17 protein-coding genes are annotated in these 23282 nt (G+C 64.8%); 7 read left to right on the forward strand and 10 right to left on the reverse strand.

The genetic code is table 11. The annotated features are described in order from the left end of the window. Window positions 1-39: 39 nt before the first annotated feature. Window positions 40-3549, forward strand: coding sequence for a PAS domain-containing hybrid sensor histidine kinase/response regulator (locus tag KHP60_RS13875; RefSeq protein WP_213564911.1), 3510 nt, complete (start codon window positions 40-42; stop codon window positions 3547-3549). A gap of 4 nt (window positions 3550-3553) precedes the next feature. Beyond that, window positions 3554-4063 carry an N-acetyltransferase gene (locus KHP60_RS13880; RefSeq protein ID WP_213564912.1) on the forward strand — a complete coding sequence of 170 codons (510 nt, stop codon included), beginning with the start codon at window positions 3554-3556 and terminating at the stop codon, window positions 4061-4063. Here the strand turns inward: KHP60_RS13880 and KHP60_RS13885 are convergent. The 8 genes from KHP60_RS13885 to KHP60_RS13920 all read right to left on the reverse strand — a co-directional run bounded on the left by KHP60_RS13885 (window position 4060) and on the right by KHP60_RS13920 (window position 12776). Next, entirely contained in the window at window positions 4060-4782 is a 723-nt protein-coding gene (locus tag KHP60_RS13885; protein ID WP_213564913.1) for an aspartate/glutamate racemase family protein, read from the reverse strand. The genes KHP60_RS13880 and KHP60_RS13885 overlap by 4 nt on opposite strands. Window positions 4783-4789: 7 nt before the next feature. After that, window positions 4790-5413, reverse strand: a complete 624-nt coding sequence (locus KHP60_RS13890; protein ID WP_213564914.1) for a 2-hydroxychromene-2-carboxylate isomerase — start codon at window positions 5411-5413, stop codon at window positions 4790-4792. A 55-nt stretch (window positions 5414-5468) separates the two neighbouring features. Then, window positions 5469-6017 (reverse strand): thioesterase family protein, encoded by a 549-nt coding sequence (locus KHP60_RS13895; RefSeq protein ID WP_213564915.1) that lies wholly within the window; start codon window positions 6015-6017, stop codon window positions 5469-5471. After that, window positions 6014-6523, reverse strand: a complete 510-nt coding sequence (locus KHP60_RS13900; protein ID WP_213564916.1) for a DinB family protein — start codon at window positions 6521-6523, stop codon at window positions 6014-6016. The genes KHP60_RS13895 and KHP60_RS13900 overlap by 4 nt, the downstream gene beginning before the upstream one ends. Window positions 6524-6711: 188 nt before the next feature. After that, window positions 6712-8922 carry an FAD-dependent oxidoreductase gene (locus KHP60_RS13905; RefSeq protein ID WP_213564917.1) on the reverse strand — a complete coding sequence of 737 codons (2211 nt, stop codon included), beginning with the start codon at window positions 8920-8922 and terminating at the stop codon, window positions 6712-6714. Window positions 8923-8948: 26 nt separating this feature from the next. Next, window positions 8949-10157 (reverse strand): acetyl-CoA C-acetyltransferase, encoded by a 1209-nt coding sequence (locus KHP60_RS13910; RefSeq protein WP_213564918.1) that lies wholly within the window; start codon window positions 10155-10157, stop codon window positions 8949-8951. Between the two features lie 121 nt (window positions 10158-10278). Continuing rightward, window positions 10279-12072 carry an acyl-CoA dehydrogenase C-terminal domain-containing protein gene (locus tag KHP60_RS13915; RefSeq protein ID WP_213564919.1) on the reverse strand — a complete coding sequence of 598 codons (1794 nt, stop codon included), beginning with the start codon at window positions 12070-12072 and terminating at the stop codon, window positions 10279-10281. A gap of 293 nt (window positions 12073-12365) precedes the next feature. Continuing rightward, entirely contained in the window at window positions 12366-12776 is a 411-nt protein-coding gene (locus KHP60_RS13920) for a MerR family DNA-binding transcriptional regulator (protein WP_213564920.1), read from the reverse strand. Window positions 12777-13137: 361 nt separating this feature from the next. Between KHP60_RS13920 and KHP60_RS13925 the strand changes: the two genes are divergently transcribed. From KHP60_RS13925 to KHP60_RS13940, 4 genes are all read left to right on the forward strand, one after another. Continuing rightward, the gene (locus tag KHP60_RS13925) at window positions 13138-16332 is read left to right on the forward strand and encodes an SEL1-like repeat protein (RefSeq protein WP_213564921.1); all 3195 of its coding nucleotides are present in this window, start codon (window positions 13138-13140) and stop codon (window positions 16330-16332) included. A gap of 209 nt (window positions 16333-16541) precedes the next feature. After that, entirely contained in the window at window positions 16542-17471 is a 930-nt protein-coding gene (locus tag KHP60_RS13930) for a sulfite exporter TauE/SafE family protein (protein WP_213564922.1), read from the forward strand. Beyond that, window positions 17468-18229, forward strand: a complete 762-nt coding sequence (locus KHP60_RS13935) for a TIGR02186 family protein (protein ID WP_213564923.1) — start codon at window positions 17468-17470, stop codon at window positions 18227-18229. Before KHP60_RS13930 ends, KHP60_RS13935 begins: the two co-directional genes overlap by 4 nt. A gap of 78 nt (window positions 18230-18307) precedes the next feature. Continuing rightward, the gene (locus KHP60_RS13940; RefSeq protein ID WP_213564924.1) at window positions 18308-19282 is read left to right on the forward strand and encodes a nitrilase family protein; all 975 of its coding nucleotides are present in this window, start codon (window positions 18308-18310) and stop codon (window positions 19280-19282) included. Window positions 19283-19478: 196 nt separating this feature from the next. Here KHP60_RS13940 and pdeM read toward each other — a convergent pair whose 3' ends face one another. Next, entirely contained in the window at window positions 19479-20180 is a 702-nt protein-coding gene (pdeM, locus tag KHP60_RS13945) for a ligase-associated DNA damage response endonuclease PdeM (RefSeq protein ID WP_213564925.1), read from the reverse strand. Continuing rightward, window positions 20177-22678 (reverse strand): ligase-associated DNA damage response DEXH box helicase, encoded by a 2502-nt coding sequence (locus KHP60_RS13950; protein WP_213564926.1) that lies wholly within the window; start codon window positions 22676-22678, stop codon window positions 20177-20179. Before KHP60_RS13950 ends, pdeM begins: the two co-directional genes overlap by 4 nt. 94 nt (window positions 22679-22772) lie before the next feature. Here KHP60_RS13950 and KHP60_RS13955 point away from each other — a divergent pair, with 94 nt between their 5' ends. After that, window positions 22773-23255, forward strand: coding sequence for a GNAT family N-acetyltransferase (locus KHP60_RS13955; RefSeq protein WP_213564927.1), 483 nt, complete (start codon window positions 22773-22775; stop codon window positions 23253-23255). Window positions 23256-23282 lie beyond the last annotated feature (27 nt).

The following is a 23282-nucleotide window of genomic DNA, read 5'->3' on the forward strand; positions in this document are numbered from 1 at the left end:
CTAAAGCTGTTTCACATTTGCTTGCGAGGGTTGAAGCCTATGGTTGCCACCTGGGCCGTCGTGTTGTCGGCGCTGGTTTATCTCTGCTTCCTGTTCACCGTGGCCCATTGGGGCGACACCGGAGGGCGGCGCTTCATTCAGGGTCCGGCCCGGTCTACCATCGCGTCCCTTGCGCTGGCCGTCTATTGCACGTCCTGGACCTTCTTCGGATCGGTGGGGCTTGCCAGCCATTCCGGCTTCGACTTCCTCGCCATCTATATCGGCCCGATCCTCGTCATCGGCTTGGGCTATCCCCTCGTTGCCCGGATCGTCAGGGTGGCGAAGATGCAGAACATTTCCTCCATCGCCGACTTTGTCGCGGCTCGCTACGGCAAGAGTGAACGCGTCGCCGCCCTCGTCAGCCTGATCGCGCTTGTCGGCTCGATTCCCTATATCGCGCTGCAATTGAAAGCGGTCTCGTCCTCGCTCGACGTGTTCCTAGGGGCCGCCAACGAAGCATTTCCGTCGCAGCTTCCCTTCATCGGCGATCTCGCCTTCGTCGTTGCCCTCGTACTGGCGGGCTTCGCCGTGGCCTTCGGCACCCGACACACGGATGCGACCGAGCACCAGAACGGGCTCCTTCTGGCGATTTCCCTCGAATCAGTGGTGAAGCTCATCGCCTTCCTGGTCGTCGGCGTCTACATCACCTTCGTGATGTTCGATGGCTACGATGCCATCGTGCAGCGGCTCCATGCGCAGGGAACCAGCGCGGACCTGATGGGCCGAACCTCAGGGTTCGGCAGCTACATCACCCTCATCCTGCTCTCGACCTGCGCGGCTCTTCTCCTGCCGCGCCAGTTCCATGTGACGGTGGTCGAGAACCACGACATCGCGGATCTGAAGCGCACCGCCTGGCTGTTTCCGCTCTATCTGATTCTGATCAATCTCTTTGTGATCCCGATCGCGCTTGCAGGCATTGCCTCGTTTCCAGAAGGCGCCATAGACCGCGACATGACCCTGCTGGCGCTGCCGCTCAGCGACAAGGCGGGCACCGTGGCGGTACTCGCCTTCCTCGGCGGTTTTTCGGCCGCCACTGCCATGGTCATCGTCGATTCCGTCGCCGTGGCGGTGATGATCTCGAACCATCTCGTCATGCCCATCGTCCTGCGGCGGCGCGCCTTTGCGGGCGTCGATCCCGGCAGCTTCGTGATCGGCGTGCGGCGCATCTCCATCGTTCTCGTCATTCTCCTGGGCTACGCCTATTACCGCGCCTCCGGGGAAGCGGCGCTTGCAGCCATCGGCCTCTTGTCCTTCGCGGCGATCGCGCAGGTCGCGCCGGCCTTTCTCGGCGGGCTCATCTGGTCACGCGGCACGGCGTTTGGCGCCAGCGTCGGGCTCGTCGTCGGGTTCCTCACCTGGGCCTACACGCTTCTCCTCCCGAGCCTCGTCTGGGATGGCGTGTTCTGGTCCGACGTGGTCGTCACCGGCCCCTTCGGCATCACGGCGCTCCGGCCCACATCTCTCTTTGGCGTAGACCTGCCTCAGCTCACCCATGGCGTCGTCTGGAGTCTCACGCTCAACATCATCTGCTATATCGGCTTCTCCCTGTGGCGGCCCGTGACGGCCATGGAGCAGATCCAGGCCAATGTCTTTCTGGGCGAGGCGGCCGCCTCCGCGGCACCGAGCTTCCGCCTGTTCCGTGCCAGCGTCACCGTCGGCGAGTTGCGCGCCACCGTCGCCCGCTACCTCGGCGAGGAGCGAACGAACCGCTCCTTCGAAGGCTTCACCCATAGCCGCGGACAGAATCTGGAGCCGCGCGCCGAAGCCGATGTCCATCTCCTGCGCTATGCGGAGCACCTCCTGGCCTCCGCTATCGGCACGGCATCGTCGCGCCTCGCGCTGTCGCTGCTTCTGCGGCGGCGCACCGTTTCCACGGAAGCGGCCCTCAAGCTGCTCGACGATGCCTCCGCGGCCATCCAGCACAGCCGCGACCTGCTCCAGCATGCGCTCAACTACGCCAAGCAGGGCATCACCGTGCTCGACAGCGATCTTCGGGTGCTCGCCTGGAACCAGGCCTTCATCGATCTCTACGACATGCCGCCCAACTTCGTTCACGTGGGCATCAGCATGGAGCGTATCGTTCACTACAATGCCTCGCGTGGATCGTACGGGCCGGGCAAGATCGACGAACTCGTTGCCGCCCGCCTCCACTCCTTCCGCCATGATGTGGAGCCCGTGCGCCTCAAGCTCTATCCGTCCGGCAAGGTCATTGAGATCCGCTCGAACCTGCTGCCCGATGGCGGCCACGTGACCACTTACACGGACGTGACCGAAACCGTTCTGGCCGAGGAGGCGAGCCGCCGTGCGAACGAGACTCTGGAACAGCGCGTGCGCGAGCGAACCGAGGAATTGACACGGCTCAACGAAGCCCTGCGCAGCGCCAAGGGCGAGGCCGACGAGGCGAACATCTCCAAGACCCGCTTTCTCGCCGCCGCCTCGCACGACATTCTCCAGCCGCTCAACGCAGCGCGGCTCTATGCGGTTTCACTGGTGGAGCGGGACCGTGAGGCGGGCGATTCGACGCTTGCCGAAAACATCGACGCCTCGCTCGATGCCGTGGAGGAAATCCTCACCGCGATCCTCGACATCTCGCGCCTGGACACGGGCGCCATGAAGCCGCAATGGTCGAGCTTCCGCATCGATGAACTGTTCCGCCAGCTGCAGCGCGAGTTCGAGCCCGTCGCCCGCAACAAGGGCCTGAAGCTGACTTTCGTCCCCTCTTCTCTGACAGTGCGCTCCGACCGGCGCCTGATGCGGCGCCTGCTGCAGAATCTGATCTCCAACGCGATCAAGTACACGCCGTCCGGCCGCGTGATCGTCGGCGGACGCCGGCGCGGTGGTCAATTCGTGCTGGAAGTGTGGGATACCGGCCTCGGCATTCCGCCCTCGAAGCAGCGCATCGTGTTCCGCGAGTTCCAGCGCCTCGATCAGGGCATGAAGGCCGCGCGTGGTCTCGGACTCGGCCTCTCCATCGTCGAGCGCATCGGCCGCGTGCTCAAGCATCCGATCACGTTGAATTCGGAAGTGGGACGCGGCTCGGTGTTCCGGGTCGAGGTGCCGGTGGTGGCGGCTCTTCCGGCAACCGCCGCGACGCCCGAACCGCCCAAGACTGCCGCGACGGTGCTGTCGGGCCTGCGTGTCCTCGTCATCGACAACGAGCCGGCCATCCTCGAAGGCATGCGGCTGCTCCTCTCGGGCTGGGGCTGCGATACCTGGACGGCATCCGATCTCGAGACCTCGCATCAGGCACTGAGAACGCACAAGGCCCTGCCGGAAGTGATCATCGCCGATTATCACCTGGACGACACGGACGGCCTCGAGCTCATCAAGGCCCTGCGGTGGAAAACGCAGGTGGACACCCCTGCCGTTCTCGTGACCGCCGACCGCACACCCGTCGTGCGCGATGCGGCGGCTGCCATGAACATCCACGTGCTCAACAAACCGCTTAAGCCGGCGGCTTTGCGCGCATTGCTCACGCAGTGGCGCGCGACGAAGGTCGCGGCGGAGTGACCGCATGACACGCCTTCTGGTCAGTTACCTGAGCCTGAGGGCACCCCCATGCGCAGCTTCCGAAGAAGGGCCCAGGGATGTGACGATCAGGCGGGAGGTGCTGAATATCGAGAGCTACCTTTCGCTGTATCGATCCGTCGGGGAGCCCTGGCGCTGGGATCAGCGTCTCAAGATGGATAGAGACATCCTGAGCCGATTTCTCAAGTGCTCAGATTGCGATATCTTCATCGCCCGTCGACAGGATAGCGGCACCGCTCTCGGGTTCTGTGAGTTCGACAGCACGCACCTGCCTGATGTGCAGCTCGTGAATTTCGGATTGATTCCCCATGCGCAAGGCCGCGGCTTCGGCTCCGCCCTGTTGCGCGCGGCGTTGCACGCCGTCTGGCGAGAACGGACACCGCAACGCATCTGGCTGCACACGGATGAATGGGACCATCCCTGTGCGTTGGAGGTCTATCGGCGCGCAGGCTTCGTGGTGGAGCGGCAGTGCCTTCAGGATGCAACGGGCCTCTAGAGCTGCGGCGCCGCAGCCAATCCGGTCAAGGCCCGATCGACAGCCGCTACCGCATGGAGCGTCGTCGTGTCGAAGAGCGGCACGGGGCTGTCCTCGTCGGAGACCAGCAGCATGATCTCGGTGCATCCGAGAATTACGGCCTGCGCGTCGCGCTCGACCAGACGCGCGATGATCTCCCGATAGGCTTGACGCGATTCCGGCTTGATCCGCCCCAACACGAGCTCCTTGTAGATGATCTCGTGCACGATCCGCCGGTCGCTTTCGTCCGGGACGATCACGTCGAGCCCATGATGCTGCCGCAGACGACCCTTGTAGAACTCCTGCTCCATGGTGAAGGCGGTGCCGAGGAGGGCGATACGCTGAAAGCCTGCAGCCTTGATCCTGTCGGCAGTGGGATCTGCGATATGAAGCAGTGGTATGTTCACGGCCGATGAGATTGCATCGGCGAGGCGATGCATGGTGTTGGTGCACAGCACGATGAAGTCCGCCCCGCCGCGCTCCAGCCGCACCGCCGCTTCCTTCATCCCTTCCGCGAGGCTTTCCCAATCACCCTCGTGCTGCAGCCGCTTGATCCCCTCGAAATCAAGGGAATACATCAGGCATTGCGCCGAATGCGCGCCGCCGAGCCGACGGTTCATCTCCTGATTGATGATGCGGTAATATTCGGACGAGCTTTCCCAGCTCATGCCGCCGATAAGGCCGATGGTCGCCTGTCTCATGGCCCGTTCACGGGTTCGGCGTGTAGGGCGCGCGGCCGGAACTCAAGGCATCGTCCAGCAGTTCGAGCCTGTCCTGGCCCCAAAACACCTCGCCGTCGAGCACGTAGGCGGGCGAGCCGAAAACGTCGCCCGCGACGGCGTTCTCGAGGTTGAGAGCGTAGATCGCCTCGGTGGTGCTGCCGGTCACCACGTCCATGAGGGCGGACGAATCGAGTCCCGCCTGCTCCGCCAGCTCCGTCAGAACGAGCGGATCGGCCAGATTGCGCTCCTCCTCCCACACGGCGGCGAAAGCCCGGCGCAGAAAAGCATCGGGGCTCCTGCCGGACGCCGTGATCGCAATGACGAAGCGGTCGGCGAGATTCACGTCGAACGGCCAGTGCTTCGGGCTGATATTGAAGGACAACCCGCGCTTCTCGCGCCAGCGCTGCAACTCGAGGATCCGGTAGCGCTGCCGCGCCGGATGGCGCTGGGCGAGCGGCAGGCCTCCCGTCTCCGAGAAAACCCGGCCGAGAAACACCGGCTTGTAATTGATCTCGACCCCATGCTTCTGCGCAATCTCCATGAAAGGCGCATGGCCGATATAGGCCCAGGGGCTCACGAGGGAGAAATAATAGTCGATGATGCGGGGCATGGAATCCGATTCGGGGTTGGTCAGGCCGGAACGGCGTGGGCCCCACCTTGGACCATCAGGCGACGCTCTTCAACGTCTCTTCGGCTTTCAGGAAGGCCTTGACCTCGGGCGCGGCCGCCGGCGCCTCCGCCTGAACCCCGACCTCGCGCATGAGGCGGCTCACCGAGACGAAGCACCTCTCCTTGCGGTCGTAGAGGCCTGCCCTGACAAGGGCGATGGCGTTGATGATCGGGCTGCCGTCCTTGGATTTCGAAACCAGCCGGTGCTCCATGACCACATGGCTGTCGGACCAGGTGAGAATCCGGGTCTCAAGCGTGAAGGAGCGAAAAGGCCTGAGCTCTCGCCTGAAGCGGATCTGCCCCGCCCCCACGACGGGCACCCAGCCATGCTTGAGGACGGGCCGCCACAGGCCGGAGCGGATCATGATGTCGGTGCGGCCGAGATCCATGAGCGTCCAATAGCGCCCGTTGTTCATGTGCAGGGACGTGTCGAGATCGTGCGGCCAGACGCGGAAGCTCAGGCGCGATACGTCCCGGACGGGATCGAGCTTCGGCTGGAAAAAGGAGGTAATGATCAGGTGAAGGACGCGCAGCCACAGGTTCATGCAAGGCCTAGTCCGGTCTGGCGTTGGAACAGGATGAGGTCGAGGGACGGCGCCTCGAGGCCGAAGCCCGTGAGCAGGCAGTGGACCTGTCCACGATGATGAGTCTGGTGGTTGAAGAAGTGGATCAGCGCCGGCGCCAGGGGCTGCTCGATTTCGGCCGGGTTCGTAATCGTCCTGTAGCGGATGTGGCCAGCAAGCTGGGCGTCGGAGAGACTTTCAATATAGGCGACGATCCGCTCATCCTCCTTCTGGCGCGCGTCCCGAAGGCCAGCGAGATTCTCGAACAGGATCGCATCGAGCCGGTTCGGTGCGTCCCCCTGCCCGGAAAAGCGCTTCAACCAGATGCGGTCGGTGACGAGGAGATGGTTCAGGGTGCCGTGAACCGACTTGAAGAACGCCCCGCGATCCGCACGGTAATCCGCATCGGCAAGTTGCCCCGCAACGTCATAGATGCGCTCGTTGCACCACGCATTGTAGCCCGCCATCATGGAGAAGTGCGGTTTCATGGAAGGCTCCTTCAGGGTCGTCACTGCCCTCGATTCATGTGACGCGGCAGAGCATCGGTCAAGCTTTGGCCTCCGATCACTCTTTCCGCCCCGGCCGGGCCTGTCCCGGCCAATCAAGCAGATCAGCGCGGAGCCTTTCGGAACGAGATCACCGGCACAAGGCCGGTGATGATGAGTGCCAGGGAACCTCAGGCCGCCTTCTTCGCCCCGGCGGCGCGACCATAGAAGGTCTCGCCGCTCGACGCCATGTCGAGGAGGATGCGCGGCGGTGCGAAGCGGTCGCCGTGCTTGGACTGCAGGCCCTTGCACAGGTCCACGAAGGCCTTCGCGCCCATGAAATCGATGTAGGAGAGCGCACCGCCCGTATAGGGCGCGAAGCCGAAGCCGAGGATCGATCCCACATCCGCCTCGCGTGGATCGGTGATCACGCCCTCCTCGAACGTGCGCGCGGCTTCCAGAGCCTGTGTGACGAGCAGGCGTGCTTTCAGTTCCTGCATGTCGACGAGTTCAGGCTCCACCTGCTTCGTCTGAAGATCCCTCAGTCCCAGCCACAGGCGCTTCTGCCCGCCTTCCGGATAATCGTAGAAGCCCTTGCGGTTCTTCCGGCCAAGCCGCCCCTCTTTCTCTACCAGCGCCGTGAGAAGCTCCTCCTGGTCCGGCACGATGGCCGTCTCTCCCAGTTGCGCCTTCGTGGCGCGCAGGATCTTGAGGCCGAGATCGACGCCGACCTCGTCGTTGAGGGAGAGCGGCCCGACCGGCATGCCGGCCTGCTTGCCCGCCTGCTCGATCATCGCCGCCGGCAGCCCCTCGGCGAACATGAGATGGCCCTCGAGGATGTAGGCAAGCACGCAGCGATTGGCGAAGAAGCCGCGGGAATCGTTGACGACGATCGGAGTCTTCTTGATCGCGCGCACGTAATCGAGCGCGGTGGCGAGCGCCTTGTCACCGGTCTCCTTGCCCATGATGATCTCGACGAGCATCATCTTCTCGACCGGCGAGAAGAAATGGATGCCGATGAACTGGCCTGCATTCTTCGATTGCTGGGCAAGACCGGTGATCGGCAGGGTCGAGGTGTTGGAAGCGAAGATGCAGTCCGGACGGATCGCCGCCTCCACCTTCTGAATCACCTCGGCCTTGACCTTGGGGTCCTCGAACACCGCCTCGATGACGAGGTCGCAATCCTTCAGGTCATTGTAATCGGCAGTCGGTGTGATGCGCGCAAGAAGCGCGTCGCGATCCGCCGTCTTTGCGCGACCCTTCATGATCTGGTCGGACATGAGCTTGTGCGAATGCGCCTTGCCCTTCTCCGCAGCTTCCACGTCACGGTCGATGAGCACGACCTCGAGGCCCGCATTGGCCGTCACATAGGCGACGCTCGCGCCCATGAAGCCTGCTCCGACGACGCCGACTCGTCTGAGGTTCGTCGGCGGCACGTCCTTCGGACGCCGCGCGCCCTTGTTGAGATCCTGCATGGAGATGAAGAGCGTGCGGATCATCGCCGCCGCCTCCTTCGAACGCAGGATCTTGGCGAACCAGCGCGATTCCACCTTCAGGGCGAGATCCATCGGAAGCTGCAGGCCCTGATAGACGGATTCGAGGATTGCGCGGATCGCCGGATAATTGTCCTGCGTCTCGCGGCGGTAGATGGCGTTGGCCGGAGGCCAGATCTGCATGCCGGCGGCGGAAAAGACCTTGTTGGACGGCAGCTTGTAGCCCTTCTGGTCCCACGGCGCGACGGAAGAGCCACCGTTCTTGATCCAGTCCTTCGCCGTCTGCACGATCTGATCGCGCGGCGCGACCGCGTGAGTGAGGCCCATGTTGCGCGCCATGAGCGGACGGAGCTGCTCGCCCTTGAACAGCATCTGCAGGGCATCGCCGGTCTGCATCAGGCGCGCCACGCGCTGCGTGCCGCCGGCGCCGGGGAAGAGCCCGACCTTCACTTCCGGCAGGCCGACGCGGGTGGAATCCGCATCCGACAGCACCCGGTAATGGCAGGCGAGCGCCAGCTCGAAAGCACCGCCGAGGCACACGCCGTGCACCGCCGCGGCGAACGGCTTGCCGCTGGTCTCGAGGCGGCGATAGAGCAGCGAGAGCTTGCGCGATTCATCGAAGAAGAATTGCATCGCAGCCTCTTCGCCTTTCTCCTTCGCAAGCCGCGCGTACTCCGCGCCGAGCCCCTGGAGCATGGTGAGATCGGCGCCGCCCGAGAAAGCCTCCTTGCCGGAGGTGATGACGCAGCCCTTGATGGCGTCGTCGCCGGAAACGGCTTCGATGATCTGCTCCAGCTCGCCCATCACCTCGGGGGTGATCACGTTCATGGAGCGGCCAGGCATGTCCCAGGTCGCAAGCGCAATGCCGTCGGCATCGACCTCGAAGCGGAAATTGGTGAAGTTCGTCATGGTGGTTATCCCCTTCCCGCCTGTTCTCAAACCCGCTCAATGATCGCTGCCGTACCCATGCCGGCGGCAACACAGAGCGTGATCAGCGCCGTCTGCTTGTCGGTGCGCTCCAGTTCGTCGAGCACCGTACCCAGGATCATGGCGCCGGTCGCGCCAAGGGGGTGGCCCATGGCGATGGCGCCGCCATTCACGTTGACCTTCGCAGGGTCGAGATCCATCGCCTGCATGTAGCGCAGCACCACCGACGAGAAGGCCTCGTTGATCTCGAAGAGATCGATATCGTCCTTCGTCATGCCGGCCTTGCGAAGCGCAAGCTCCGACACGTCGATGGGTCCGGTGAGCATGAGCGCGAGATCGGAGCCGATGGAAGCAAAACCCTTGATGCGGGCGCGCGGCTTCAGTCCGGCCTTCGTGCCGCCCTCCTTGCTGCCGACCAGCACCGCGGCGGCGCCGTCGACGATGCCGGACGAGTTGCCGGCATGGTGTACGTGATTGACGGATTCCACATCCGGATGTGCCGCGATGGCCACCGCATCGAAACCGCCCATCTCGCCCATCTGCACGAAGGCAGCCTTGAGCTGGCCGAGGGACTGCATGTCGGTCTGCGGCCGCATGTGCTCGTCCTTGGCCAGGATGGTGAGGCCATTCACGTCCTTCACCGGCACGACGGATTTGGCGAAGCGCCCCTCGTCCCAGGCCTTCGCCGCGCGCTTCTGCGACTCGACCGCATAGGCGTCGACATCGTCGCGCGTGAAGCCGTACTTCGTCGCGATCAGGTCGGCCGAGATACCCTGCGGCAGGAAATAGGTGGGAATGGCGATGCCCGGATCGACGGGCCATGCACCGCCCGACGCGCCCATGCCGATGCGGCTCATGGATTCGACGCCGCCGCCGATGGCGATGTCCTTCATGCCCGACATCACCTGTGCGGCAGCCAGGTTCACCGCGTCGAGGCCCGAGGCGCAGAAGCGGTTGATCTGCACGCCCGGCACCTCCTTGCCGAAGCCTGCCTTCAATGCGGCCGCCCGCGCGATGTCGCCGCCCGCCTCACCGATCGGATCGACGCAGCCGAGCACCACGTCCTCCACCAGCATCGGATCGAGATCGTTGCGCTTGCGGATGGCGTCGAGCGCCGTCACGGCGAGATCGACCGCCGGAACCTCGTGCAGCGAACCGTCTGGCTTGCCGCGGCCGCGCGGGGTGCGAACGGCGTCATAGATATAGGCTTCAGCCATGGAGGCCTCCCGGTCAGGTTGTCATCCCGGACGCTGGGCGAATCGGGACCGTCATCAGAATAGAGCGTTTTGTGCGTCCATCGATCCCGGCTCAGCGCGTTGCCGGGATGATGCTTGTCAATCAGAACGCCTCGGCAGGGAGCGCCATGGTCGTGTCCGCGCCCGTGGAGATGCGGGCGAGGCGCGTGCCTGTCTCGGGCATCAGGCGCTCCATGAAGAAGCGGCCGGTCAGGAGCTTGGCGTCCATCTTGGCAGGGTCGCCGTCGCCTTGAGCCTTCCTCGCCTGCGCGGCCTTTGCCATCTTGGCCCACATGTAGCCCATAGCCACGAGGCCGAAGAGATGCATGTAATCGGTCGCGCCGGCGCCGGCATTGTCGGGCTTTGCCATGGCGTTCTGCATGAACCACATGGTGGCCTGCTGCAGATGACCCAGGCCCTCCTGCAGAGGCGCGGTATAGGCCTTCAGGCTCTCGTCACCGGCATTCTCCTGGCAGAAGGCGCCAACCTCGTTGAAGAAGGTCATGACGGCGCGCCCGCCGTCCTTGCCGAGCTTGCGGCCGACCAGGTCCATGGCCTGGATGCCGTTGGCGCCCTCGTAGATCTGCGTGATGCGGGCGTCGCGCACGAACTGCGACATCCCCCATTCCTCGATATAGCCGTGGCCGCCGAACATCTGCTGCGCCTTGACGGCATTGTCGAAGCCGAGATCGGTGAGCACGCCTTTCACCACGGGGGTCATCAGGCCCATGTAATCCTCGGCGGTCTGGCGCTGGGCATCGTCGGAAGAGCGATGCGCGATGTCGCTGTTCAGCCCCGTCCAGACGATGAGCGCGCGCGCCGCTTCGTTGAACGCCTTGATGGAGAGCAGCGTGCGGCGCACGTCGGGGTGCACGATGATCGGATCGGCCGGCCTGTCGGGGAACTTCGCCCCCGTGAGAGCACGTCCTTGCAGGCGGTCCATTGCGTAGGCCACCGCATTCTGATAGGCGACCTCGGATTGTGAGAGGCCCTGCACACCCACCGCCAGACGCGCCTCGTTCATCATCACGAACATGGCATTGAGTCCGCGGTTCTCCTGGCCCACGAGCCAGCCCCTCGCGCCGTCATAGTTCATGACGCAGGTGGCGTTGCCGTGAATGCCCATCTTGTGCTCGAGGGAGCCGCAGGAGACGCCGTTGCGGTCGCCTGGCGAACCGTCACCGTTGACGAGGAATTTCGGCACCACGAAGAGCGAGATTCCTTTGGTGCCCTGCGGAGCGCCTTCGATGCGGGCGAGCACCAGATGGACGATGTTCTCCGCCATGTCGTGTTCGCCGGCGGAGATGAAGATCTTGGTGCCCGAGATCGCATAGGAGCCGTCGCCGTTCGGCACGGCCTTGGTCTTGAGCAGGCCCAGATCCGTGCCGCAATGGGGCTCGGTGAGGTTCATGGTGCCGGTCCAGGCACCCTCGACCATCTTGGGCAGATAGGTCTTCTTCTGCTCCTCGGTGCCGTGCTCCAGCAGCGCCGCAATCGCGCCCTGCGTCAGGCCCGGATACATGCCGAGCGCCAGGTTCGCCGACGAGACGAATTCCTGCATGATGGTGTTGAGAACGGAAGGCAGCCCCTGCCCGCCATATTCCTCCGGCGCGGCGAGCCCCATCCAGCCGCCGGCGGCGTAAGCTTCGTAAGCTTGCCTGAATCCCTTCGGCGTGGTCACCGAGCCGTCGGGATTTCGGGTGCAGCCCTCCTGGTCGCCGGAGAGGTTCAGGGGCGTAAACACCTCCTCGCAGAGCTTGGCGCCCTCCGCGAGGATGGCCTCCACCGTGTCGGGCGTCGCGTCGGCAAAGCCGGGCAGGTTATTGTGACGCTCAATCGGGAAAACGTCGCTCAGGAGGAACATGACGTCTTCGACGGGGGCCTTGTAGACCGGCATTCGGACTCTCCCAGATCGGACACCGGCATCAAAACTTCCGTTAAGGAAGCGCACCGGCCAAGTAGATAGTTCACATATAAACCATCTTGCCGTTTTTGAAAGAGGTAGGGTGCGAAAACTTTGGTGGAAGCACCGAAGCCGATTTCTGGCCACGTCGAAACCATATCCACTAGGAAGCCCGATCAGTCCTTCGGTTCCACACGACCCAAATGGAAACGCCCACCCGGCAGCAGGCATGTCGTCTGCTGCCGGGTGGGCGTCCTCGAAAGATCAGGTTCTTGAGATGCTGCAGTTCAGGCTGCCACCGCCACGCCCGCACGCCGGGTATGGAGTTCAGCCAGCGCCTCTTCGATCTCGATCTTCTGCTGCTCGAGATGGCGGATCTGGTCCTCGATCTGGTCAAGGGAGAGCTTGAGATTCATAGCCGCTCCATTGCCTGACCGCTCCTCCGCCAGCATGGCGCGGATTTCAGTCAGGGTGAAGCCAAGCTGCTTGCCCTTGAGGATAACCGAGAGACGCTCGCGGTCGCGGGCATCGTAGATGCGGGCCGTTCCGTCCCGACGCGGGGACAGAAGACCGCGGTCTTCATAGAACCGCAGAGTGCGGAGGGTTACTCCGAACTCCCGTGCGAGATCGCCGATCGTATAAAGTTTTGCACCCTCTCCGGTCTCGCCGGCATGGGTACCGCCTGCAAATTGATCCATGGAACGCCCCGTTATTTCTTCAATACAGGTTCGGTGCGAACACTTCACCTTCAGTAATGATATAATACAACACATGATCAGGACGTTGCAAGGGTCTTGAACGCTCCATCTGCCGCTGGGGCAAAAGAAAATCCTCTTTCGGAGATTCCGATAGGGAAGCTAGCTGGGCTCCCGGCAGGATTTGGCTCTAAATCCCCTCCGTTTAACGGGTTTTTTACTATGCCGGACAAAAGTTGCGGCGTCAGGCAAAGGAATTGAGAGGTGGTGATTCGCCTCTTTCAGCCTTCTGGCCCGCAGGTGAGCATCGGCACGGGGCCGGAGTCCGCCACAGGAGTTCACGCGTATCCCCGCGAGCCCAACCATGAGACGACACGTCTTCTCGAGACCTGATGACCTGGACCTTGACGCCCGCGAGTTGATCGCCGCCGCGGCTCGCCGGGCCGGCATGAGCCTTGAGGAATGGGCCGCAGCCGTGCTCGAAGAGAGGCAGGACAGGCCCGCCCCTTCCCGCCGGAAGGCCGGCAGCGATCTTGAGAGCCTGATCGCCCGGATGTCTCCTCCGCCCCGGTCCCAGCCCAAGCGGGACTACGAGGCCCTGATGGCTGCCGTGGCAGCCGAAGGCGAGCGTCAGGCTCGGGATCAGGCCTCCCAGACGGCCATCGCGCTCGAATCCATGGCCAGTTGGATCGAGCAGGCCGAAATCCGCCTGAACGACGCCGCCCGCAGCTCTGCGGATCAGCAGGACCGAATCGCCGCCGTGCTGTCCCAGGCCTTGTCGTCCCTCAAGGATCGCCTTGACACCGTGGAGCATCGGGTCCTCTCGGAACGGGTTGCTCCGCCGCGCATCGAATTTCCGGTGGAGGAGGCGCTCAAGGCGCTCGCCCCCATTTCCGCGACGCTCGCCGGCATGCGAGCCGACATGTCGCGCCTCGCCACGGCTCTGGAAGAGCCCAATTCCACCTGGGGCCCTTCCATCGAAGGCATCCGCGCCGAGATCGACAGGCTGCGCTGCGGCATCGAAAGTCTTGCAACCCGCGAGGAGATCGCCGCTCTCGACGCCGCTCTCGGGTCGATTGCCAAGGACCTCGAGCAGGGCCCGACGACGAAGGATCTCCGTACCCTCGCCAGCTCGATCACCGTTCTCTACGAGCGGATCCAATCCCTTTCGGGAGAAGTGAGCGAAGGATTGCACCGGCGCATCGGCCATGAGATCGACCACATCAAAGGCAGGATCGACGCGATGGCCGAGACGGGAATAGACCGCTCCGTCGTCGATTTCCTCAGCAGCCAGATCGCCGATATGCGCCAGGATCTGGCGCATCGGGCCGAGCCGCAGCAGATTGCCCGGCTCTCCGACGGCATCGAGATCCTCGGCCGTCAGGTTTCGGAGCTTCGCCTCCATCAGGTGAGCAAGAGCGATTTCACCGCTCTGAAGATGTCCCTCGACGATGTCTGCTCGGCTCTCTTCGTTACCGCCACGGCGCAGGAGACGAGCAAGATCCCCGAGCAGCTGGAGAGCCTGGGCCGGCGTATCGACGTCCTCGCCCGCCGGCCCGAGCCGGCACCGGCCGATCTCACCCCGATCAGCGAGCAGCTCGCGCTCCTGACCGAGCGAATGGCCAGCCTTTCCGACGGCCGCACCGAGAACAGCCACGAGCTGACCGGAACGATCGAACGGCTGTCCTCGCGGCTCGAGGCCGTTGCCGGACAGGAGGCGTCGTCCCACGAGCCTCTGATGCAGAGGTTCGACCGCATCGAGCAGGAATTGCGCGAGTTCGGCCGGCGGACAGACACCTCGGGAACGGAGCAGATGCTGCGCTCCATCGACGAGAAGCTCGAGCGGACGCCGCCTCACCCCGCAGGCCTCGATGCCCTCGAACGGCAGGTCATGGCCCTGGCCGAACGCTTCGAGCAGATGCCCGGAGAGGCTCTGCACAGGACCCTGAACGAGGCGGCTGGGCATCTCAAGAACCTTCAGGACGAGGCCGTCGGCATTGCCGAGCGCGCCGCCAGAACCGTACTGAACGACATCCGCCCCTCCCTGCCGAATTCCGGCGATCTCGATGCGCTCAAGCACGGCTTCGTCGAGCTGAAGGCGTTGCACAATCGGTCCGACAAGAAGACACAGGAAACCTTGCGCGCCGTCCACGATGCTCTGGAAGCCCTCGTCTCACGCCTGCCGAACCAGCGCCCATCCGCCACCAGCGAGACGTCTGGCACCGGGCTGGCCGCGCCATCCACTCCATTGCCGCCGGCCGATCGTCTCGAAGCCGCCGTGCGCAGACTCCATGCAGCCACCCTGTCGCAGATCGAAGAAGTCGCGCCTCGTTCCTTGGACATGGCGCCTTGTGAAGCTCTGAATGTCTCGACCCCCGAGGTCCCACAGACCGGCTCGACCATGCCGGCCGTCGTGGAAGCCGATCGCAGCAATGTCCGCGCCAGCTTCATCGCCGCGGCCCGGCGGGCCGCGCACAATGCGGTACCGGAACCGGCTTTCCCCGCAACCCTCTCCCTCTCGAGGGAGGAGGCGGAGCAGGCGGCCGAAGCGGAAGAGCCGGAGGCGAACGAACCGACCCCGTCCTTCACGTCCTTCTTCGAGCGTGTGCGTCAGAGCTTCGACAGCCATCGCCGTCCGCTTCTTTTCGGACTGGCCTTCCTGATCCTGACCGCCGGGACGTTCCAGATATTGTCCGGCGAGCGGGGCTCCCCTGAGCTGACGTCAACACAGGCGGGGAAACAGCAGGAAGCAGCTCGGCCTGCCGAGGTGAACCATTCTTCCCTGGGCGATGGCACCAGCGTCTTTCAGACATCGAGCCTTGCCACGGGATCCAATCCTGTCGCCCCTCTGCCAGCTGGACAATTCCTCGTCGATCCCGCGACGATCGGCGGGATCCCGGCGGATGCACCGGCTGAGCTGCAGCAGGCGGCTCTCTCCGGCGATGCGGCTGCTCTCTACGAGATCGCATCCCGGGCCGCCGAAGGACGCGGCATGGCCAAGGACATGACCATCGCCGCCCACCTTTTCGAGCGGGCCTCTCAAGCGGGACTTCCTCCCGCCCAGGAACGGCTCGCCATGATGCATGCGAAGGGGGACGGTGTTCCGCTCGATCTCAAGCAGGCCGCGTTCTGGTACGAGCGTGCGGCTTTGGGCGGCAACATTCGCGCTATGCACAATCTCGCCACCCTTCTCGCCTCCGGCAAGAACGGGAAGCCGGATTACCCCGCGGCCCTGCGCTGGTACGGCGAAGCCGCCGAATGCGGCCTGCGGGACAGCCAGTACAACGTGGCAATCCTGCTCGCCGGCGGCATCGGGGCAAAGCCCGACCAGACCAAGGCCTTCCAGTGGTTCTCCCTCGCGGCAGACCAGGGAGACGCGGAGGCCGCCCAGAAGCGGGACGAGATGGCCGGACGCCTGAGCGCGGCCGAAATGAAGGCCGCCAGGGCGGCTCTCGAACTCTGGCGACCGCGGGCCGTCGATCCCGTTGCCAACCAGCCGCCCGTGTTCCGTCAAGGCCGGACCGCCGCTCTGGATCGAACGCCGGGCAACCGGAGTTAAGCCTAACGCACCGCGCGGAAAGGGGACCTGATCTTTCGCTCCGAACGGTGCGCTCATCGAAGAGGGACTTCGGACCCGACAGGGGATTCCACTCTCGGGCCCGGCGCTTCAAGCAGGCTTTGTCATCTTCCGTTCAGAACATGACCGTTACACGGCCTGCATGATGCTGTAACAACGACGTGGCTGCACCGGCCATTGGGGGAACCGGGTTGCAAATCTATTTGCCGATTGCTGAGATGCCTGTGAGCGTTCTTCTCATCCTGGGGATGGGTGCGGCGGTAGGCTTCATTTCAGGGCTCTTCGGCATCGGCGGCGGCTTTCTGATGACGCCGCTCCTGATCTTCCTCGGAATCCCCCCGGCCGTCGCGGTGGCGACTCAATCCGCGCAGATCGTCGCCTCCTCCACGACGAGCGTGCTCGGGGCGCTGCGCCGCAATGCCCTCGATCACAAGCTCGGCGCCATATTGGTGGCGGGCGGATTCGTGGGATCGGCGCTGGGCGTATGGTTCTTTGCGGCGGCGAGACGGGCAGGCCAGCTCGACCTCGTCATCGTCATCTCCTACGTGACGCTCTTCACCATCGTGGGCAGCCTGATGCTCAAGGAGAGCATCCGGGAATTCTGGAGCCGGCGGAAGGGCGGCGCGGTGCGCCTGCGGCGCAGGGCCGGCGAGCATGCACCCTATCTCGGCTGGCCCCTGCGCATGCGTTTCTACCGCTCGAAGCTCTATGTAAGCATCATCCCGATTCTCGGGCTTTCGCTGTTCATCGGCTTTGCCGGTGCGCTGCTCGGCATCGGCGGCGGCTTCATCGTGGTGCCGGCGCTTCTCTACATCTTCCGGGTGCCGACCACCGTGGTCGTGGGGACCTCCCAGTTCCAAATCGTCTGCACCACCCTCGTCGCCCTCATCCTCCATGCCGTCACGAACCAGGCGGTCGACATGGTCCTGGCGATCCTCCTCATCGTGGGAGGCGTCTTCGGAGCACAGTTCGGGGCGCGCATGGGGCGTCATCTGCGGGCAGAATTGTTCCGCTTCCTGCTCGCCATCCTGCTCCTGGCGGTGGGGCTTCGCTTCGGCCTCGAACTCGTGCTGAAGCCCGAAGAGCCCTTCTCCATCACCACGCAGGAGACGCGCACGTGAGGATCGTCGGCGCCCTCCTGATCCTCGTCGGCACGATGGTCTGCGCGCGAGCGGAAACCCTGATCACGTCGCTGTCGAACCACAGAGTGCTGATCAACTCCAACTACACGGGAACGCAGATTGCCGTGTTCGGCGCCATCGAGCGGGACGCCCAGACGGTCGCGCGCGCGACGGCCTACGACGTGGTCGTCACGGTTCGCGGCCCGCGCCAGTTTCTCACCGTGCGCGAGAAGGAGCGGCTCGGGCCCGTCTGGATCAACCAGGAGCAGCAGAAGTTCCCGACCGCACCGGCTTACCTGAACGTCCTCAGCTCCCGGCCCATCGACGAGATCACGAGCGATCAACTGCGCCAGCGCCAGAAAGTCGGCCTGAGCGCCATCATCAATGCCGCCGACTTCACGCTCAATCGTGACGGCGCGGACCAGCCCTTCCGGGATGCCCTTCATCGGCTCAAAGCGCAGGAAGGCCTCTATCTCGAAGACGGGCGCGGCGTGACGTTCCTGACGCCCGAGATTTTCCGCGCCGGCATCGCGCTGCCGGCAACGGCCCCGCCGGGCAACTACGATGTCGATGTGACGCTCTTTGCCGATACCGTGATCCTGGCCCGGACGCAGACGCATTTCGAGCTGGTCAAGACCGGCTTCGAGGAGCGGGTCGGGGTCATCGCCCGAGACTGGTCCCTCGCCTACGGCCTGTCGACCGCCGCGCTCGCCCTCTTCTTCGGCTGGCTCGCCAGCACGATCTTCCGGCGGGATTGAGCTACCGTCTCACGCTCGGCTCTTTACCCGCGAGGATCGTCAGGCGATCCTGCGTCATGCTCAACCCGGGGATGCACGATGATGCTCAGGTGCGGAACGGTTCAGTTCCACCACAAAGCCGATGACAAGGCCTACAACATGGCGGTTGTCGAGCGGTTCTGCCGCGAAGCCGCCGAGAGCCGGGTCAAGATCCTGGCCTTTCCGGAAATGTGCCTGACCGGCTACTGGCACGTACGCAATCTCGGGCGGGAGCGCCTGGAGGCGCTTGCCGAGCCTGTGCCGTCCGGTCCCTCCACCCAGGCCGTCGTCTCCCTGTCGGCCCGGTACGGCATGGCCATCGGCGTCGGCCTGATCGAGCGCGGAGAGGATGGGCGTCTCTTCAACACCTATGTGGTCTGCCTGCCCGACGGGCAGGTCCACCGCCACCGCAAGCTCCATGCCTTCGAGAGCGACGATATTGCGAGCGGCGACAGCTACACGGTTTTCGACACGCCGTGGGGGGTGAAGGTCGGCGTCCTCATCTGCTGGGACAACAACCTGGTGGAGAACGCCCGCGCCACCGCGTTGCTCGGCGCCGACATCGTCATGGCGCCGCACCAGACCGGCGGCTGCCATTCGCGCAGCCCCCAGGCCATGGGCCTCATCGACCCTACCCTCTGGGAGAACCGGCACAGCAATCCGGAAGCCATCGAGGCGGAATTCCGGGGACCGAAAGGGCGCGAATGGCTGCTGCGCTGGCTGCCGGCGCGCGCGCACGACAATGGCTATTTCCTGCTGTTTGCCAACGGCGTCGGGGAGGACGACGGGGAGGTCCGCATGGGCAATGCCATGATCATCGACTGCTATGGACGGATCGTCGCGGAAACGTGGAAAGCGCAGGATGCCCTCGTGGTGGCCGATCTCGACCTCGACCTCCTGCCGCTCGCCACGGGACGGCGCTGGATCCGCGGCCGCCGTCCGGAGCTCTACGGTCTTCTCACGCAGCCGCAGGGCCATGAGCTCGCCCCACGGCAGGCACGCTTCTCGGAGGCGCCTGTGGTGAAGGCGGAATGACTCGAGTCATTCACTGAAGGGCGCGCAACGGAAGGAGGAATGGGGATTGGGCGGGCATGCGGGCGGATCATCGACGCTCGCGTCATCACCGGCCTCGTGCCGGTGATCCCGATAGCGAGAGGCGCCGCGCGTCACATCATCGGGATGGCCGGGACAGGCCCGGCCATGACGGCTGAAAGGATGGGATGAGCTGCTTTCAATCCCGGCAGAGCATCGCCTTGGCGATGGCGAAGATGCGCTCGGTGCCGATGAGATGGGCGGTGAAGCCCTTCGGGAAGAGCGGCTTGAAGGCGGCATCGCAGGCGTTGAGTCCCCCCGCATAGGCGCCGAGGGCGGGCATGACGCAGCGAGAGCCGTCGGTGAGAAAGCAGCGGCGGCGTGTTGCGCGCCCGCGCATGACCACCTTGCCGACCGGGTGCAGGTGGCCTGCGATCTCAGCCTGCTCTCCTGCCGCAGGCTCATGGCGCAGGGTGAGGGATCCGAGCGCAATCTCCTCGACCACCTGCCCGCCGATGCTGTCGGGCAGGATGCGGTCGTGGTTCCCCGTGACCCAGATCCAGTCGCGCCCCTTCTGCACGTCGCCGAGCGTTGCGCGCTCCTCGTCCCCGAGCCGGTCCGGCCCGCCGATGTCGTGGAAGCTGTCGCCGAGCGCGATGACGGTCTTCGGGTCGAAGCGGAACACCGCGTCGGCGAGCGCCAGAAGCGTCTCGCGGGTGTCGTAGGGCGGCAGCATCATGCCGCGCCGGGCGAAGGACGAGCCCTTCTCGAAATGGAGATCGGCCACGAGCAGCGCGTCGTGCGCGGGCAGATACATCGCTCCCGTCAGGTCGAGGAGCGCCAGCTGCCCGGACAGCGCGATCTCGTGGGTTGTCTGTTTGTTCTTCCGCAATGCCGTCACGCCAAAGCCTCGTCGAGAAGCGCCGCTTCCGCCTCGGCCAGAATCTCGTCCGCGTTGTCGCTATAGACGCGCTCGCGGCCGATCTCCAGCATGACGGACACGCTCAAAGGAGAAACCCGGTCGAGCGGCTTGTGGATGATTCGCCCCCGGATCCGCTCTAGCATCATGCCGAGGCGCCTCACGTCGAGGAGTCCCGTTGCCGCATCCGCCCGCGCGGCGCGGAGCAGCACGTGGTCGGGCTCGTGCTTGCGCAGCACGTCGTAGACGAGGTCGGTCGAGATCGTGACCTGCCGGCCGGTCTTCTTCTCCCCTGGAAAGCGGCGCTCGATGAGCCCGGCGATGACGGCGCATTGTCGGAACGTGCGCTTCATGAGGGAGGATTCGGCGAGCCAATCCTCCAGATCGTCGCCGAGCATGTCCTCGGAGAAGAGGTCATCCATGAAATTGGGATCACGACCGGCACGGGCCGCAATATCGCCCGAGGCATAGACCGCGATGCCGTAATCGTTGGCGACGAACCCTAGCGGCTTGAGCTTCGCCCGCTCCAGGCGCCGGGTCAGCAGCATGCCGAGGGTCTGGTGCGCCAGCCTCCCCTCGAAGGGAAAGCACGTCATGTAGAAGCGGTTGCCTCGGGGAAAGGTCTCGACGAGCAGGTCGCGGGGCCCCGGCACGATGGAGCGGCGGCGCTGATGCAGCAGCCACTCGGTCATCTGCGCCGGCAGGCGGTCCCACTCGAACGGATCGGCCAGGATCTCCCGCACCCGCGCGGCGAGAAAGGTCGAGAGGGGAAACTTGCCGCCCTCGTAGGACGGGATCATCGGATCGGCGCCGGAGCCTGCGCGCGTTGCCAGCACCTCGTCCTCGGAGATGCCCTCGAAGCGCAGCACCTCCCCGGCGAACAGGAACGTATCGCCCGGGGTCAGCGTCTCGGCAAAGTATTCCTCGATCTCGCCGAGGATTCTTCCGCGCGGCAGCACGGTGCCGGGCCGCGAGCGCGCAGTCCTGCCCAGCCGCACCTTGATCATGCTGGACTCAACGATAGTGCCGACATTCAGCCGGTATTGCTGCGCGATCCTGGCATCGCGCACGCGCCACAGATCGTCCTTGCCCTTCACGATCTTGGCGAAGCGCTCGTAGGCGCGAAGGGCGTAGCCGCCCGTGGCGACGAAGGCCACGCAGGCCTCGAAATCCTCCCAGGTCAGGTCGGCATAGGGCGAGGCCGAGCGGATCTCCTCATAGAGTTCATCGAGCTTGAACGGCTCGGCGCAGGCCATGCCGAGGATGTGCTGGCACAGCACGTCGAGGGCGCCGATGCGCGCATCCGGCGTATCCTGCGCCGCCTCGTGCACCGCATCCAGCGCCGCGCGGCATTCGAGGATCTCGAAGCGGTTCGCCGGCACGAGATAGGCCTCCGACGGCTCGTCCATGCGGTGGTTCGAGCGGCCGATGCGCTGCATGATGCGCGAGGCGCCTTTCGGCGCGCCCACATTCACCACGAGGTCAACGTCGCCCCAGTCGATGCCGAGATCGAGGGTCGCTGTGCACACCACCGCCTTCAGCCTCCCCGCCGCCATCGCCTCCTCCACGCGACGGCGCTGCGACACGTCGAGGGAGCCGTGATGGAGCGCGATGGCGAGGTTGTCGTCGTTGAGCTTCCAGAGTTCCTGGAACGTGTATTCCGCCTGCAGGCGCGTGTTGACGAAGACCAGGGTCGTCTTGTGACCGCGGATGAGATCATAGATCGCCGGCATCGAGAGCGAAGCCGTGTGACCCGCGAGCGGCAGGCGCTCGTCGAGTTCGAGCATGCGGATGTCGGGCTGCGCGCCGCCCTGCACGACGACGAGGTCGGCCAGGGCGTGCGTCCGCTGCGGCACCAGATAGCGCCGCAGATCGTCCGGTTTGCGCACCGTCGCCGACAGGCCGACCGCGGTCGCCTGCGGGGCGATGGTCATGAGCCGCGCGAGGCCTAAGGACAAGAGATCGCCGCGCTTCGACGTAACGAGCGAGTGCAGCTCGTCGAGCACCACGCGGCGCAGGTCCTTGAAAAACTCCCGCGCCTCCGCATGGGCGAGGAGCAGCGCCAGCTGCTCCGGTGTGGTCAGCAGGATGTCCGGCGGGCGTTCGATCTGCCGCGCCCGCTTGTGGGACGGCGTGTCGCCCGTGCGCGTCTCGATGCGGATGGGAAGGTCCATCTCCGCAACCGGCGCTTCGAGGTTGCGGGCGATGTCGGTGGCGAGCGCCTTGAGAGGTGAGATGTAGAGGGTGTGAAGCCCTCGCTTCTCCTTCGGCCTTCCCCCTCCCCGCTCGGCCAGCTCCACCAGGCTCGGCAGGAAGCCGGCGAGCGTCTTGCCCGCGCCGGTCGGCGCCACGAGCAGCACGGAGCGGCCCTGCCCGGCCTTGGCGAGCAGTTCGAGCTGGTGGTCCCGGGGCGCCCAGCCACGGTGCTTGAACCAGTCACGGAAGGTTTTGGGGAGAAGGGAAACGGGGACTTGCGACATCTGTCCTCAACATAAGGCCCCGAGGCACTTTCGCCAGAGACTTCCTTATCGTCCGAAACAGGATTACATATTCAAGGGCGCCGGAGGGGATGGCATGAATGGCGGGCTTCGCGCGGCCGAACGGAATGAACTCGAAGAAATCGGCAGGCTCTACCATGCCGTCTGGCGGGAAACGCAGGCTCCTCTTCAGCCGGCGGGCGTGGCGGCCTATCGCGACGAGGCTTTCTTCATCGAACGGGTGAGGCGCTTTCCCGTGCCGCCCCTCGCGGCCTATTTCGAGGGCAGACTCCTGGGTTTCGCCGCCTGGGCGGACAACACGCTCGGCCAGCTCTATATCGCGCCGGAAGGGCGGAAGCTCGGCCTCGGCCGCGCCCTGCTGCTGGCGAGCGAACACGCGATCTGGGCAAGCGGCTTCGACCGGGCCCGTCTCCTGTGCCTCGTCGGCAACGATGCCGCCCGCACATTCTATGAACGCTGCGGCTGGCGCCATGCGGCCGACATCGTCGAGGAAGCGGAGACCCGGAGCGGGCCGGTCCCGGTGGCCTGCTGGGAAATGGTGAAGGACCTCCAGGTGTGAGTCACGCTCATCGTCCCTCTTGCCATC

The sequence above is a fragment of the Microvirga sp. 3-52 genome (assembly GCF_018383585.1).
Taxonomy (GTDB): Bacteria; Pseudomonadota; Alphaproteobacteria; order Rhizobiales; family Beijerinckiaceae; genus Microvirga.

Coding starts and splice junctions, on each gene's coding strand:
- KHP60_RS13875 (WP_213564911.1), top strand. CDS start 40: ATGGTTGCCACCTGGGCCGTCGTGTTGTCGGCGCTGGTTTATCTCTGC.
- KHP60_RS13880 (WP_213564912.1), top strand. CDS start 3,554: ATGACACGCCTTCTGGTCAGTTACCTGAGCCTGAGGGCACCCCCATGC.
- KHP60_RS13885 (WP_213564913.1), bottom strand. CDS start 4,782: ATGAGACAGGCGACCATCGGCCTTATCGGCGGCATGAGCTGGGAAAGC.
- KHP60_RS13890 (WP_213564914.1), bottom strand. CDS start 5,413: ATGCCCCGCATCATCGACTATTATTTCTCCCTCGTGAGCCCCTGGGCC.
- KHP60_RS13895 (WP_213564915.1), bottom strand. CDS start 6,017: ATGAACCTGTGGCTGCGCGTCCTTCACCTGATCATTACCTCCTTTTTC.
- KHP60_RS13900 (WP_213564916.1), bottom strand. CDS start 6,523: ATGAAACCGCACTTCTCCATGATGGCGGGCTACAATGCGTGGTGCAAC.
- KHP60_RS13905 (WP_213564917.1), bottom strand. CDS start 8,922: ATGACGAACTTCACCAATTTCCGCTTCGAGGTCGATGCCGACGGCATT.
- KHP60_RS13910 (WP_213564918.1), bottom strand. CDS start 10,157: ATGGCTGAAGCCTATATCTATGACGCCGTTCGCACCCCGCGCGGCCGC.
- KHP60_RS13915 (WP_213564919.1), bottom strand. CDS start 12,072: ATGCCGGTCTACAAGGCCCCCGTCGAAGACGTCATGTTCCTCCTGAGC.
- KHP60_RS13920 (WP_213564920.1), bottom strand. CDS start 12,776: ATGGATCAATTTGCAGGCGGTACCCATGCCGGCGAGACCGGAGAGGGT.
- KHP60_RS13925 (WP_213564921.1), top strand. CDS start 13,138: ATGAGACGACACGTCTTCTCGAGACCTGATGACCTGGACCTTGACGCC.
- KHP60_RS13940 (WP_213564924.1), top strand. CDS start 18,308: ATGATGCTCAGGTGCGGAACGGTTCAGTTCCACCACAAAGCCGATGAC.
- KHP60_RS13950 (WP_213564926.1), bottom strand. CDS start 22,678: ATGTCGCAAGTCCCCGTTTCCCTTCTCCCCAAAACCTTCCGTGACTGG.
- KHP60_RS13955 (WP_213564927.1), top strand. CDS start 22,773: ATGAATGGCGGGCTTCGCGCGGCCGAACGGAATGAACTCGAAGAAATC.